The 15,393-nt window shown below is 45.9% G+C and carries 12 protein-coding genes; 10 read left to right on the top strand and 2 right to left on the bottom strand.

Annotation, left to right across the window (positions count from 1 at the left end; genetic code table 11):
* Positions 1 to 4: 4 nt before the first annotated feature.
* The 8 genes from gltB (at position 5) to R7040_RS20105 (ending at position 10,639) form a co-directional block, all read left to right on the top strand.
* Positions 5 to 4,468: a glutamate synthase large subunit gene (gene gltB, locus R7040_RS20140; protein ID WP_053306880.1), complete on the top strand. Its 4,464-nt coding sequence runs from the start codon at positions 5 to 7 to the stop codon at positions 4,466 to 4,468.
* A 20-nt stretch (positions 4,469 to 4,488) separates the two neighbouring features.
* Positions 4,489 to 5,901, top strand: coding sequence for an FAD-dependent oxidoreductase (locus tag R7040_RS20135; protein WP_064353627.1), 1,413 nt, complete (start codon positions 4,489 to 4,491; stop codon positions 5,899 to 5,901).
* A gap of 91 nt (positions 5,902 to 5,992) precedes the next feature.
* Positions 5,993 to 6,421: a DUF1499 domain-containing protein gene (locus R7040_RS20130; RefSeq protein ID WP_025768418.1), complete on the top strand. Its 429-nt coding sequence runs from the start codon at positions 5,993 to 5,995 to the stop codon at positions 6,419 to 6,421.
* A 63-nt stretch (positions 6,422 to 6,484) separates the two neighbouring features.
* On the top strand, positions 6,485 to 7,180 hold the full coding sequence (gene mtnN / locus R7040_RS20125; RefSeq protein WP_005381837.1) for a 5'-methylthioadenosine/S-adenosylhomocysteine nucleosidase: 696 nt from the start codon (positions 6,485 to 6,487) through the stop codon (positions 7,178 to 7,180).
* 11 nt (positions 7,181 to 7,191) lie between these two features.
* Entirely contained in the window at positions 7,192 to 8,145 is a 954-nt protein-coding gene (locus R7040_RS20120) for a cobalamin biosynthesis family protein (RefSeq protein WP_318096944.1), read from the top strand.
* On the top strand, positions 8,145 to 8,966 hold the full coding sequence (gene btuF / locus R7040_RS20115) for a vitamin B12 ABC transporter substrate-binding protein BtuF (protein ID WP_025768416.1): 822 nt from the start codon (positions 8,145 to 8,147) through the stop codon (positions 8,964 to 8,966). The genes R7040_RS20120 and btuF overlap by 1 nt, the downstream gene beginning before the upstream one ends.
* A 69-nt stretch (positions 8,967 to 9,035) precedes the next feature.
* Positions 9,036 to 9,656: a TRIC cation channel family protein gene (locus tag R7040_RS20110; RefSeq protein ID WP_005387377.1), complete on the top strand. Its 621-nt coding sequence runs from the start codon at positions 9,036 to 9,038 to the stop codon at positions 9,654 to 9,656.
* Between the two features lie 128 nt (positions 9,657 to 9,784).
* Complete coding sequence (locus R7040_RS20105; RefSeq protein ID WP_064353625.1) at positions 9,785 to 10,639, top strand: LysR family transcriptional regulator; 855 nt, start codon at positions 9,785 to 9,787, stop codon at positions 10,637 to 10,639.
* Here the strand turns inward: R7040_RS20105 and R7040_RS20100 are convergent.
* Positions 10,581 to 11,360, bottom strand: a complete 780-nt coding sequence (locus R7040_RS20100; protein WP_005381847.1) for a TSUP family transporter — start codon at positions 11,358 to 11,360, stop codon at positions 10,581 to 10,583. The two genes, R7040_RS20105 and R7040_RS20100, sit on opposite strands and share 59 nt — an antisense overlap.
* A gap of 249 nt (positions 11,361 to 11,609) precedes the next feature.
* On the opposite strand from R7040_RS20100, the gene R7040_RS20095 reads away from it, so the two are divergent.
* Positions 11,610 to 12,524 (top strand): hypothetical protein, encoded by a 915-nt coding sequence (locus R7040_RS20095; protein ID WP_318096943.1) that lies wholly within the window; start codon positions 11,610 to 11,612, stop codon positions 12,522 to 12,524.
* Positions 12,514 to 12,933, top strand: coding sequence for a hypothetical protein (locus tag R7040_RS20090; protein WP_169644219.1), 420 nt, complete (start codon positions 12,514 to 12,516; stop codon positions 12,931 to 12,933). Before R7040_RS20095 ends, R7040_RS20090 begins: the two co-directional genes overlap by 11 nt.
* A gap of 75 nt (positions 12,934 to 13,008) precedes the next feature.
* Here R7040_RS20090 and carB read toward each other — a convergent pair.
* A partial coding sequence (gene carB, locus R7040_RS20085; protein WP_318096941.1) for a carbamoyl-phosphate synthase large subunit occupies positions 13,009 to 15,393 on the bottom strand: 2,385 nt, incomplete at its 5' end.

The raw sequence follows: 15,393 nt of genomic DNA, 5'->3' as shown, positions 1-15,393 counted from the left end.
TGCAATGGCTCTTTATGATCCAAGTCTTGAGAAAGACAACTGTGGATTTGGCTTGATCGCGCATATGGAAGGCGAACAAAGCCACAAGCTGGTACGTACAGCAATTTCTGCACTTGACCGCATGACTCACCGTGGTGGTATCGCCGCCGATGGTAAAACTGGTGATGGTTGTGGTCTTCTATTACAAAAGCCCGATTCCTATTTACGTCTTATTGCCGAAGAAAATGGTTTCAACCTTGGCAAGCAATACGCCGTAGGGATGATTTTCTTCAACCAAGATCCAGTCAAAGCTCAACTCGCTAAAGACATCGTCAACAAAGAACTGGCGCAAGAGACGCTAACTGTGGCTGGTTGGCGTGAAGTACCAACTAATTCAGAAGTACTCGGTCCAATTGCGGCCAACTCGCTTCCAAATATTCAGCAAGTCTTTGTCTCTGCACCGGCAGGTTGGCGCGAACGCGACATTGAACGTCGTCTCTACATCGCACGCCGTCGCATCGAGAAACAAATCACCGAAGATCCGGATTTCTACATCTGTAGCTTATCGACTCAAGTTTTGGTGTACAAAGGCCTATGCATGCCTGCGGACTTACCGCGCTTTTATCTTGATCTTGCCGATCTACGTATGGAATCTGCTATCTGTCTGTTCCACCAGCGTTTTTCTACCAACACTCAACCGCGTTGGCCATTAGCTCAACCGTTCCGCTACCTTGCTCATAATGGTGAGATCAATACCATTGAAGGTAACCGACAATGGGCACGCGCTCGTGCTTACAAGTTCTCGTCACCACTGCTGCCTGACCTACAAACTGCAGCACCGTTTGTGAACGAGACAGGCTCAGACTCGTCTAGCCTAGATAATATGCTAGATCTCTTTTTAGCTGGCGGCATGGATATCTTCCGTGCCATGCGTATGCTTGTGCCGCCAGCATGGCAAAACCACCCTGACATGGATCCGGATTTGCGTGCGTTTTACGATTTCAACTCCAAACACATGGAACCATGGGATGGCCCAGCAGGTATCGTACTGTCCGATGGTCGTTATGCTGCTTGTAACCTAGACCGAAACGGTTTACGTCCTGCGCGTTATGTAATTACCAAAGACAAGTTGATCACTCTGGCGTCTGAGGTAGGGATTTGGAATTACGCCCCAGATGAAGTTGCCAAAAAAGGTCGTGTAGGTCCGGGGGAATTGCTCGTCATCGACACTCGTAAAGGTAAGCTTTGGCAATCTAGCGAGATCGATAATGACCTGAAATCTCGTCACCCTTATCGCGAATGGATGGAGAACAACGTTCGCAAACTAACACCGTTCTCTCAGCTGCCTGAAGATCAAGTAGGTGAGCGCAGCTTTGATGAAGACTTGCTTAAGACTTATCAAAAGCAGTTTGCTATGAGCAATGAAGAAGTCGATCAAGTATTGCGTGTCCTCGGTGATATGGGGCAAGAAGCCGTCGGTTCGATGGGTGATGACACCCCGATGGCGGTTCTTTCTTCGAAAGAGCGCTTGGTGACTGATTACTTCCGTCAGAAGTTCGCGCAGGTCACCAACCCACCAATCGATCCACTGCGTGAGAAACACGTCATGTCGCTGGCGACCAGCATCGGTCAGGAAATGAATGTCTTCTGTGAAACCGATGGCCACGCGCATCGTGTAACCTTTGATTCTCCAGTACTGCTCTATTCTGACATGCAGCAACTACTAGAGCTGAGTGACGATCATTACCGTAATACCATTCTCGATATCAACTACGACCCACAACAAAAAGATCTTAAACAAGCCATTAATGATCTGTGTGAGCAAGCAGAGCAAGTCGTTCGTGAAGGCACGGTTTTAGTGGTTCTTTCGGACAGAGCCTTGGTCAAAGGTAAGTTACCAATTCCGGCAGCAATGGCAGTCGGCGCCGTTCAAACTCGTCTGATTGACGCGAACTTACGTTGCGATGCCAACATTGTTGTCGAAACCGCAACAGCCCGTGATCCACACCAATTTGCCGTCTTACTTGGTTTTGGTGCCACTGCGGTTTACCCATACCTTGCTTATGAAGCGTTAGGTAAACTGATTGATGATAAAGCACTAGAGAAAGACTACCGCGATGTGATGCAAAACTACCAATACGGCATCAACAAAGGCCTGTACAAGATCATGTCGAAAATGGGGATCTCAACCATCGCCTCTTACCGCTGCTCACAACTGTTTGAAGCAGTTGGCTTGAGCCAAAATGTGGTCGATCTGTGTTTTAAAGGCGTCACAACTCGAATTGAAGGCGCGAATTTTGACGACTTCCAGCAAGATCTTACAAACTTATCTCGTAAAGCATGGGCGAAACGCAAATCGATTGATCATGGCGGCTTGTTAAAGTACGTCCATGGAGGTGAGTATCATGCTTACAACCCGGATGTCGTCGGCACGCTGCAACAGGCCGTTAAATCTGGCGAAAGTAACGACTATCAGAGCTTTGCTAAGCAGGTAAACCAACGCCCTGTTGCCATGCTGCGTGACTTAATGTCGCTGAAAAAATCAGACTCACCGCTGCCACTTGAGCAAATAGAACCACGCACTGAACTGTTCAAACGCTTTGACTCAGCGGCAATGTCCATTGGCGCACTTAGCCCAGAAGCGCATGAAGCACTTGCAACGGCGATGAACCGTCTTGGTGGTTACTCTAACTCGGGTGAAGGCGGTGAAGATCCTCGCCGTTTCGGTACTGAGCGTAACTCACGTATCAAACAGATTGCTTCTGGCCGATTTGGTGTAACGCCGCATTACCTGACTAATGCGGATGTACTGCAAATCAAGGTGGCACAAGGTGCGAAACCGGGTGAAGGTGGACAGCTACCAGGACACAAAGTCACCGCAGAAATCGCAAAACTGCGTTATTCGGTACAAGGCGTGACTCTGATCTCCCCTCCTCCGCATCACGATATCTATTCGATTGAAGATTTGGCCCAGCTGATCTTCGACCTTAAACAAGTCAACCCGAATGCGCTGGTTTCGGTAAAACTCGTCTCCGAGCCAGGTGTCGGCACCATCGCAACGGGTGTAGCCAAGGCTTACGCTGATCTTATTACCATTTCGGGTTACGACGGTGGTACCGCAGCAAGCCCATTAACTTCGGTAAAATACGCTGGTAGCCCTTGGGAGTTGGGGTTGGCAGAGACACAACAAGCTCTGGTTGCTAATGGTCTGCGTCATAAGATCCGCCTACAGGTAGACGGTGGTCTAAAGACTGGTTTAGACGTAGTTAAAGCCGCAATTTTAGGTGCAGAAAGCTTCGGTTTTGGTACTGCGCCAATGGTCGCTATGGGTTGTAAGTTCCTACGAATTTGTCACCTCAACAACTGTGCAACTGGGGTTGCGACTCAAGACGAGACACTGCGTAAAGAATACTTCAAAGGTCTACCAGAAATGGTGATGAATTACTTCATCGGCCTGGCAGACGAAGTGCGCGGATTACTCGCCGAACTTGGCGTTGAAAAGCTGACGGACTTGATTGGTCGTACCGATTTACTTGAGGCAGTAGAGGGATTTACAGCGAAACAGACCAAGCTGGATCTATCCAATATTCTAGAAGCTCCAGTATCACCTGAGGGCCATCCGCTATTTTGGACAGAGCCAAACAAACCGTTTGATAAAGCTGAGCTCAACCAAAAGATCGTTGATGATGCCATGCATGCGGTCGAAAACAGTCAATCGGCAAGTTTCTTCTACAATGTCATCAACACTGATCGTTCTGTTGGTGCACGCTTATCTGGCGAAATAGCAAAACGCTATGGCAACCAAGGGTTGGCGGCTTCCCCTATCAAAATCTATCTTGACGGCACCGCAGGCCAGTCCTTTGGTGTTTGGAACGCAGGTGGTGTAGAGCTTTACCTCACGGGCGATGCGAACGACTACGTGGGCAAAGGCATGGCGGGTGGTAAAGTGGTTATCAAACCTCACCTTGGCACTGCATTTAAGTGTAATGAAGCAACCATCATTGGTAACACCTGTCTGTACGGCGCGACCGGCGGTAAACTATTTGCAGCCGGTAAAGCAGGTGAGCGTTTCGGCGTACGAAACTCAGGTACGATAGCCGTCATTGAAGGTGCTGGCGATAACGCTTGTGAGTACATGACTGGCGGTATTGTTGCCATTCTTGGTGCGACAGGTGTGAACTTTGGCGCGGGTATGACTGGAGGCTTTGCCTATGTTCTGGATGAGAACCAAAGCTTTGAAGGTCGAGTTAATACTGAGTCTGTCGAAGCCATCTCATTGTCCGATCTTTACATCCACCAAGAACATTTGCGTGGCCTAATTGCGGAACACCTTGAAGAAACAGGGTCGAGTCATGCTGAAAATATTTTGGCGAACTTTGATGAATGGATTCCAAAGTTCTATTTGGTGAAACCACAAGCGGCAGATCTTCGCACGCTACTTGGTCACCAGAGCCGCAGTGCCGCAGAGCTGCGTGTTCAAGCACAGTAATCATGGAGGATGTTTGAATCATGAGCCAGAACGTTTATCAATTTATCGATGTGCAGCGTGTAGATCCTGCGAAAAAGCCTATCAAAGTTCGTAAGATCGAGTTCGTTGAAATCTATGAACCGTTCACTAAACAACAGGCGACTGCACAAGCGGATCGCTGCTTAGATTGTGGCAACCCATATTGTGAATGGAAATGCCCAGTCCACAACTACATCCCTCAATGGTTAAAACTTGCCAATGAAGGTCGTATTCTTGAAGCGGTTGAACTATCGCATCAAACCAACAGCCTACCGGAAGTATGTGGGCGCGTTTGTCCTCAAGACCGCCTATGTGAAGGTTCATGCACGCTTAATGATGACTTTGGTGCCGTCACCATCGGTAACATAGAAAAGTACATTACCGACAAAGCGTTTGAAATGGGCTGGAAGCCAGATATGTCCAAGGTGGAGTGGACCGATAAAAAGGTCGCAATCATTGGAGCAGGCCCAGCTGGCTTGGCTGCCGCGGATATCCTAGTGCGCAATGGCGTTAAGCCAGTCGTGTTTGACCGCTACCCTGAAATTGGAGGCCTTCTGACCTTCGGTATTCCTTCCTTCAAGCTTGAAAAAGGCGTGATGGAAAACCGCCGCCGTGTGTTCACTGAAATGGGCGTCGAGTTCCGCATGAACATGGAAGTAGGCAAAGATGTCCAAATGCAAGAGCTACTTGATGAATACGATGCTGTTTTCTTGGGCGTTGGCACCTATAAATACATGCGTGCAGGTCTAGATAATGAAGATGCGCCGGGTGTGTATGACGCGCTGCCATTTTTAATTTCGAACACCTACAAAGTCATGGATCTTGAGAGTAACCAACCCTTTATCGATATGGCAGGAAAGAAAGTCGTCGTACTGGGTGGTGGTGATACAGCAATGGACTGCGTTCGTACCTCAATTCGCCAAGGTGCCTCCAACGTAGTTTGTGCTTATCGTCGTGATGAGGCCAACATGCCAGGCTCTCGTCGCGAGGTAAAAAACGCAAAGGAAGAAGGCGTGAAGTTCATGTTCAACCTTCAGCCTTTGGGAGTGGAAGTGGATGCGTCAGGCAAAGTCTCGGGGGTCAAAGTGGTGAAAACCGCACTTGGTGAACCTGATGAAGCGGGTCGCCGACGTCCAGAACCCGTTGAAGGCAGCGAGCACGTTCTACCAGCAGACGTTGTTATCATGGCGTTTGGTTTCCAGCCGCACAAAATGGACTGGTTAGCACCGTTTGATGTCGATTTGGATCAATGGGGTCGTATCAAAGCCCCAGCGAAGCAAGAGTTCCAGTTCCAGACCAGCAACGAAAAGATCTTCGCGGGTGGCGATGCGGTACGAGGTTCTGATCTTGTCGTAACCGCAATTGATGAAGGACGAAAAGCGGCAGAAGGCATTCTCGATTACCTCGAAGTTTAATCTCAGCTAACCTCACAAAAAGGGTCCTGTTATTGGATCCTTTTTCTTTTGTATCCATATAATTAGAAACAAAATTATAAGAGTAAATACAATGAAAAAAGCCGCTCTCCTTTCCATTACTTTGCTCGGCTTAACCGCTTGTAGCCAAGGAGTCACAACCATGACGGATCGTTCTCAATCACCTTGTGGTGACAAACCAAACTGCGTCTCCACCCAAGACACGCGAGAAAAATACAACCTAACGCCATTCATCTTAGTGGATTCAGCGAACATCGACGCTATTGAGCAAGTTGCGCTTGAACTGCCAGGCGCGAAAACCGCGGTGAAAGAAAGCAACTACCTTCGTATCGAGTGCACATCTAAAATCATGCGCTTCGTGGATGACCTCGAACTAAAAATAGCAGGAGACCAACTGATTGTGCGCTCGGAATCTCGTGTGGGCTACTCTGACTTTGGCGTAAACAGAAAGCGCGCCGATCAATTACGAGAAAAGCTCACTCAAGCGAAGCTCATCAAATAGAAAACTGCCAACGGGGAGTGCTATACTCTCGGCCAACTAAAATATTTACTTAAAGAGAGTGTTATGAAAGTTGGTATCATCGGTGCGATGGAACAAGAAGTGACCATCCTGAAGCAAGCAATTACAAACTGCAAAACTGTAAATAAAGCAGGTTGTACGTTTTTCTCTGGTCAAATTAACGATGTTGAAGTCGTCGTACTACAATCGGGCATCGGTAAAGTTGCAGCGGCGGTGGGCACGACAATCCTTCTTGATGAATACCAACCAGACGTTGTGATTAACACAGGCTCTGCTGGCGGTTTCGATTCAAGCTTAAACCTTGGCGATGTAGTTATCTCTACAGAAGTTCGTCATCACGATGCAGACGTAACCGCTTTTGGTTATGAGATTGGCCAAATGGCCGGTCAACCAGCTGCATTCAAAGCGGATGACAAGCTAATGGACTTAGCCGAAAAAGCCCTAGCACAAATGGAAAACACTCATGCGGTTCGCGGCCTAATTTGTACTGGCGATGCGTTTGTTTGTACTGCTGAGCGTCAAGAGTTTATTCGTAAACACTTCCCGTCAGTTATCGCTGTAGAAATGGAAGCATCTGCTATCGCTCAAACTTGTCATCAATTCAACACTCCGTTTGTTGTTGTGCGTGCAATCTCTGATGTCGCTGATAAAGAATCACCAATGAGCTTTGATGAGTTCCTGCCTCTAGCAGCAAAAAGCTCTTCCGAAATGGTATTCAAAATGCTGGAACTCATTAAGTAAACGACTCATTCATGGAAGAAGTTTTTCAGTCATTTTATGCCAACGGTGCGCTCCTTATAATGTGGGGCGCACTGCTCTTGCACCTTCTAGTGCCAATCCCCCATTCAGCGCACCCCATCACTTTATGGCGAAAGCTAGCAGAACAGCTAGCCAACAAAGTGAACAATAATCACAATTACTCACAGAGTGTAATCTCAGGCAGTCTTGCACTAGGCTTGATACTGTTTCCTTGTTTGATATTACTGATTGCAGTAAAGCCATTTGTTTGGCAAATCCCTTTATATGAACTGGTTCTATTGATCCTTGCGCTAGACTGGCGCAACAGCGAAACGTTAACGAAACAGCTCGTAACTAGTATGTCTTCGGAAGACAAAGCTCAGTGTCGAGCATTACTGAGACCATACCTTAATCGCGATACTGGTAGCCTCTCGCTCGTTGGCATAGGTAAAGCTGGCTCAGAAACCCTGATTATGGCATACAGCCGCAACGTGATCGGTGTGCTATTTTGGTACGCACTAACAGGTGGTATTGGTGCGTTAATGTATCGACTCACAACAGAATTAGCGCGAGTGTGGTCCTCTAGCCGACGCCAATATTTGCCCTTTGGTAAACCTGTGATTCAACTGGTTGCTACTCTGGATATTATTCCACTTCGTCTCTTTGCCATACTTTTAGCTGCCGGAAAGAATACAAGTAATGTGCTCTCTGGAATACAACAGCAAGCGAAGTCTTGGCCCTTACCAGGACCTAGTTGGGTGTTATGTACTATCGGACACAAACTACAACTGTCTTTATGCGGCCCTGCTATCTATCAAGGTGTGCGTGCAGAGCGCGCAAAAATCGGTGGGCGCATTGCGCCATCGGCTATTCACCTTTCACAAATACATACGCTGCTCGTTTGGCGCGTCCTGGCTTGGATCGCAATCCAAAGTTTGCTTTTAGGAATAATTTATCAAGGATTATGATGAATAAATTATGCTTCGCATTAACGCTGTTTGTTTCGACAGCGACCGTCGCTCAACCCGCTCAACGCATTATAAGTTTAGCTCCACATGCCACCGAAATTGCCTTTGCTGCAGGGCTAGGAGACCAGCTTGTTGCTGTCAGCGAAATGAGCGATTATCCAGAACAGGCAAAGCAGCTAGAAAGAGTCTCAAATTATCAAGGAATTAAATTAGAGCGCATTATTGCTCTTCAACCGGACTTAGTGATTGCTTGGCCAGCCGGAAACCCCGCTAAAGAGTTGGAGAAAATTAAACAGTTCGGTATTCCTATCTATTACTCCACTACAGGTTCATTAGAAGATATCGCCAATAATATCGAGCAACTCAGCCAATACAGCGAAACTCCACAAGTAGGAAAAAAGGCCGCTGAAGATTTTAGAACGCAGCTGAGTACACTAAAAGAACAGTACAACACGAACGAGAAAGTTCGTTACTTTTATCAGTTGAGTGAAAAGCCTATCATCACTGTCGCCGGAAAGAACTGGCCAAGTGAAGTCTTTACTTTTTGCGGTGGTGAGAACATTTTCGCCGCATCCAGCGCGCCTTATCCTCAAGTTAGCATCGAACAAGTCATTACTCGCCAGCCAGAGGTTATTTTTACTTCTCGTCACGCAATGAGTAACGATGGTATGTGGGCTGAGTGGAGTAATGAGCTTCTTGCCCTTAAAAACAAACACATCTGGTCCCTAAACTCTGATTGGATTAACCGTCCGACACCACGCACATTGAACGCGATCAAGGAAGTGTGTGAGCACTTTAAAAGCGTTCGTCAAAAACGCTAACGATTTCGTGGCAAATACCGTACAATTTCCGCCCATTTTTTCTCACACTATTTAAAGGTACTAAGTAACATGGACTCCATGCTGCTTTATATGATCGATTTGTTCGGTACCGCTGTTTTCGCTATCTCTGGCGTATTACTGGCGGGCCGTTTAAAAATGGATCCATTCGGCGTTATCGTGCTCGGCAGTGTGACTGCTATAGGTGGCGGAACAATCCGAGACATGGCGCTTGGTGCCACTCCCGTATTTTGGATAACAGATACGACTTACTTATGGGTGATATTTGTTACGTGTCTACTAACCATGCTTGTTATTCGAAGACCCAAGCGACTCTCATGGTGGGTATTACCCGTTTGTGATGCCATCGGTCTCGCTGTATTTGTGGGAATAGGAGTAGAAAAGGCACTCGCCTACAATGCATCTGGGATGGTCGCGGTGATAATGGGGGTTATTACTGGCTGTGGCGGTGGCATTATACGAGACGTGCTGGCTCGCGAAGTTCCTATGGTATTAAGAAGTGAAGTCTATGCTACGGCATGTATTATTGGCGGCATCTTCCATACGATGGCGGTAAACATGGGTTATGACCACTCAACGGCTTTACTCGCTGGTGTAATCTCAACGCTCATTATACGTCTCGGTGCGATTCGTTGGCATCTATCCCTGCCAACTTTCGCCATTAACCGTTAAACACCAACAACATCACTCACCATGGAGTCGACCAAGTGTCGGCTCCTCTCATTTATGCTCATTTGATTCGCCAATTCTTGGGCAATTCGCTAAATTATCTCAACCATTCCTAACTTTCATTAATCATTATGTTGCTTGAAGGTATTGAAACGTTACTTGTCCTCAGTAAAGAAAAAACCATGAGCCGCACAGGCAGTCAACTCTATATTAGTCAATCTGCCGTGAGTAAACGTATTTCAAATCTAGAGAAGAAGTTAGGAAAAAAATTGATAGAGCCAAATGGTCGGCACATAAAGCTGACCTCCGATGGCCTTGCCCTCATAAACACAATAGAACCCACGTTCAATGAGTTAAGAGGAAAAATCCACGATCAACAACAAATAGAAGATACTTCTTTAATCAAAATGGACTGCTCTGAAACCTTAGTGGCGGGATACCTCAGCATGATCATGGCAGAACACTTTGCCCATGATCAGTACATACGAATATCGACCAATCATACGCCACGCATTATTGAGAATGTGAAATCAGGCAAAGCAACATTGGGATTTTGCGCTGGCTATCTACCACCTCATCATGGATTAATGAGCCTTCACCTCGCCGATGAACCTTTCTCAATTGTCAGTCGACATTCACTTTCACAACTACCTAAAGCTATTTTGACCAATGACTTAACTAACCCTGCCAACACATATCAACAAGCTATTTTATCCAAACACGGAATCGAACCTTTGATGGAAATGGATTCGTATACTGCGGCAGCACAACTGGCTTTGGGAGGTATGGCTCCCGCTTTAATCCCTAAATCTATCCTAACGACACTTAATATCACATCTAAGTTCTGCTATGACTTTGAAGAGCTAGATCAGTTAGTTCGACCAATACATATCTGCTTACGTCACAGCACATATCGTAGCGAACGAGTTAAAGCACTGACAGAATCCATTGCTGATGTTGTTGCCAAAGAAGTTTCGTTGCCATAAGCATCGACATCACTATAACTAGAGGACGAATCCATTTTTGTCCTTTACTTACCACGACCTTCGCTCCTAACTGAGCACCAAGAAAACCGCCAACAGCCATGGTTAAGCCAAGCTTCCACACAGGCAACCCAGCGAAGATAAAAAAGAGTAGTGCCGCAATGTTTGACGTGAAATTGAGAATTTTGGTTCTAGCAGTGGCTTCGACCAAAGAAAAGTGACCTAGTGCAACAAAACAAACAGTAAAAATAGATCCAGTCCCAGGGCCAAAAAAGCCATCATAGAAACCGATTCCGCCACCAATGCATAGCGCAAACATCGCTTCAGATAACTTTGGTTCTCCATCGATTTTTCGCGTACTTGGCGCGAGTAAAAAATAGAGGGAAATGGCTATCAAAAGAACAGGGATCAAACTGGTGAGTACGCTAGCATCAATAAACTGCACAGCCTCGGCACCGATTGCAGCGCCTATAAAAGTGCAGAGTATCGCAAAACGCATTTCCTTTAAGCTGACAATACCGTTACGCACGAAATACCAGCTAGCAGAGAAACTGCCAAACGAACTTTGTAACTTATTGGTTGCTAGAGCTTGAGTCGGACTCAACCCCGCAGCCAAAAGCGCAGGGAGCGTAATGAGCCCCCCCCCACCAGCCATCGCATCAATAAAGCCTGCGGCAGTCGCAACCAAAAATAAGGCCAACAAAATCTCAACCGTGATTTCCACTACACTTCCTTTTTGAAGAGGTATCAAAGAGGAAGAAACGGTAGCACTTATTCACAAAACTACCAATGGAAAGTCAAGACACCAATCTATTCCTAGTTTTCATCAGTCAATAAATCTAGAGAATGATACATTAAAAATATCAATTACATCCAAATATAGAGCCTCACCTCAAGAGCCTCTTAATATTTTGATAGAAAAAGAAAATGCTGTCTTAATAGGAAATATTTAATCTGATAAAAAACGAAAATAATGGAAGCCTTACTGACTCGACCATCAATAAAAGAACAGCAATTACGCTTAAAAATCGAACAGATAGTGAATGTTAATCAGCTATTCAACGTTATTGACGCTAAACCAGAGACTAGCGGTGCGGGTGTAATTTATATTGATAACAAATTCACCGTTGTACGCTTAAGAGACTTTAAATCCACATGCCATATCAATCCTACCTTTATCATTCTACGAGAACCGATAAAATTACAATCATCTCAAGAATTTGCAAAAAAAATAAAACAGGAAGAATCAAAATCAAGATTCAATCAAGAGCTTCTATCAGCGAGCATTAGCTGTATTGGTGCAGCAATTGGCTGGATTGGAGTAGTTGGTTCGGGGCTAACAATACCAGTAAGTGGTCCTGTGGGCGTAACTATGTCCTATATCTCACACGCCGCTACTGTTGCTGCCACAGCCCAATGTGCTATTGGAGTAGCAAGAACCCGTATGGTATCTAAATCACCAGATAAATTATCGGATATAGACAGTAATGAGTGGTATCAAAATACAACTAAAGCTTTAGATTACATATCCTTAGCTGGAGCGGGTGCTAGCGGATATCAAACGATAAAAATGGTTCAATCTCTTAAGCAAACCACTAAGAAAGGCGTTCCCGAGATTCTAAAAGGCTTAAACAGACAAGAGAGAACAAGATTAACTAAAGAAATCATCCGTAAAAACCTTCCGAGTATTTCGAGTAAAGCTCGTAAACAGCTAATGTTGTCAGGAGAAATTCCTAAGAGGTATTCGCAAGCAACAATATCCGCATCCATTTCTCATCAGCTTCTAGATGCAATTGGAGGCTCAATTAGCATAGTAGGAAGTGGTTATTCGGGAGAGTTAAGAAATCTTGCAATTGGAATCTATGAGGAATTGAAAGTTGAATACTAAATCAATTAGCATAGCAAACATCTCACTAAGTATATGTTTATACTTGGCATTGACTATTGGTCTGGCTATTAGCTTGAGCATTTGGAATGACTGGTTTTCTTTCACTCAACACATTGCTCTAGATACTTACCTTCTTACATTGGGAGCTATTACGGTTGTTGTTGTATGCATTCCAAACATTCTGACAATAAGCAAAGGATTAAGTATTGCTGCAAAAATAAACTTACTTACTATCTCTTTTATCATTCTCACTTGCAGCATTAATTTTGTTGCAGCAAGTGGTAGTACTATTTCTTCATCTTTGGGTACATTGCTTGCCATCATTAGCTTAATGATCTTCAAAAGCGAAGCATACCAATCGTTCCTAGCACACTTTAATGCTCTTCATTTTAGAAAAACCTCGATATAAAAAAGCCCGCTCAAATGAGCGGGCAATGAGGTTGTCATGTAAGCCCTGATTAATGAGCTTACTGATTTTTATCTGTTACGCGTCTAGACTCGCTTTCACTTTAGCGTGTAACTCTTGAACCGAAGTTACTGACGCTTTTGCGTCTGCAGTATGAGACATACATGTTGCGAACGCTGCATTCAGTGTCGTTGTGTAGTTCACTTTTTCTGCCAGTGCACCACGTCGTAGAACTTTCGAATCTTCAATCGCTTGACGACCAGCAGCCGTGTTTACGATGTAGGTGTATTCGTTGTTCTTGATGCGGTCAAGAATGTGTGGACGACCTTCGTGTACTTTGTTTACCAAACGTGGGTTAATACCCGCTTCGCCCAGAATTACAGCAGTACCGTGTGTCGCATCCAACTGGTAACCCAGTTTCACTAACTTAGAAGCTAGGTCAACAACACGCTCTTTATCACCTTCACGTACAGACAGTAGCGCACGACCACCTTCAGGATAAACCGCACCACAACCTAGCTCTGCTTTCGCGTAAGCTTCTGCGAACGTTGCACCCACACCCATTACTTCACCTGTTGAGCGCATTTCAGGGCCCAATAGAGGGTCAACACCAGGGAATTTGTTGAACGGCAGAACCACTTCTTTCACTGAGTAGTAAGGAGGGATAATCTCTTTAGTAAAGCCTTGTGACTCTAGAGATTGACCCGCCATTACACGTGCAGCGATTTTCGCTAGAGGAGCGCCTGTCGCTTTCGATACGAATGGTACCGTACGAGCAGCACGAGGGTTCACTTCAATTAGATAAACGTCGTTATCTTTCACAGCAAACTGCGTGTTCATCAAACCGCGTACACCGAGTTCGAATGCTAACTTCTCGACTTGCTCACGCATCTTGTCTTGAATTTCCTGACTTAGCGTGTATGCAGGCAGTGAACATGCAGAGTCACCAGAGTGAACACCCGCTTGTTCGATGTGCTCCATGATACCGCCGATAACGACGCGTTCACCGTCACAGATAGCATCAATATCAACTTCGGTTGCATCATCCAAGAAACGGTCTAGCAGAACTGGAGACTCGTTCGATACGCTTACTGCTTCGTTGAAGTAGCGACGCAGGTCTTGCTCGTCGTATACGATTTCCATCGCACGACCACCGAGTACATAAGATGGACGAACAACTAATGGGAAGCCAATTTCTTTCGATTTCTCAACCGCTTGCTCCATCGTTGTTACTGTCGCGTTTTCTGGCTGAAGTAGACCTAAACGGTCAACAGCGGCTTGGAAGCGTTCACGATCTTCCGCACGGTCGATAGCATCTGGGCTAGTACCAATGATTGGCACACCAGCCGCTTCTAGAGCACGAGCCAGTTTAAGTGGCGTTTGACCACCGTACTGAACAATCACACCTTTTGGTTTTTCAACGCGAGCGATAGACAGTACATCTTCCAGAGTTACTGGCTCGAAGTACAGACGATCAGACGTATCGTAGTCAGTAGATACCGTTTCTGGGTTACAGTTAACCATAATGGTTTCGTAACCGTCTTCACGCAGCGCAAGTGATGCATGAACACAACAGTAATCGAATTCGATACCTTGGCCGATACGGTTTGGACCGCCACCAAGAACCATGATCTTATCTTTGTCTGTTGGGTTTGCTTCACATTCTTCATCGTAAGATGAGTACATGTAAGCCGTGTCAGAAGAAAACTCTGCTGCACATGTATCCACACGTTTGTAAACCGGATGAATATCAAACTGCTCACGAGCACGGCGAATTTCACTTTCAGCGACACCAAGCAATTTAGACAAGCGAGCATCAGAGAAGCCTTTGCGTTTCATCTGACGAAGCACTTCTTTGGTCAAACCTGCGTAGCCGCCCGCCTTGACTTGTTCTTCGAGTTTTACAATTTCTTCGATTTGAACCAGGAACCAGCGGTCGATTTGAGTCAAGTTGAACACACCGTCGACTGACATACCCGCTCGGAATGCATCGGCGATGTACCAGATACGCTCTGCACCTGCTTCTTTAAGTTCGTGACGAATCTTAGTCAGTGCATCTGGCGCTTCCAGATCGACCATCTCATCAAAACCAGTTGCGCCAACTTCTAGGCCACGCAGTGCTTTGTGAAGAGATTCTTGTTGGTTACGACCAATCGCCATTACCTCACCAACCGATTTCATCTGAGTTGTCAGACGATCGTTTGCACCAGCAAATTTCTCGAAGTTAAAGCGAGGGATCTTAGTTACGACGTAGTCGATAGTTGGTTCAAATGACGCAGGTGTTGCACCACCTGTGATGTCGTTTTGTAGTTCGTCTAGCGTAAAGCCAACAGCCAGTTTCGCGGCAATTTTCGCAATTGGGAAGCCTGTTGCTTTTGATGCTAGCGCAGAAGAGCGAGATACACGCGGGTTCATCTCGATGATGACCATACGACCATCTTTCGGGTTGATACCAAACTGTAC

It is taken from the genome of Vibrio sp. 1069, assembly GCF_033340555.1.
Note: the sequence above shows the minus strand (reverse complement) of the source record. Positions and strands in the feature narration are given on the sequence as shown.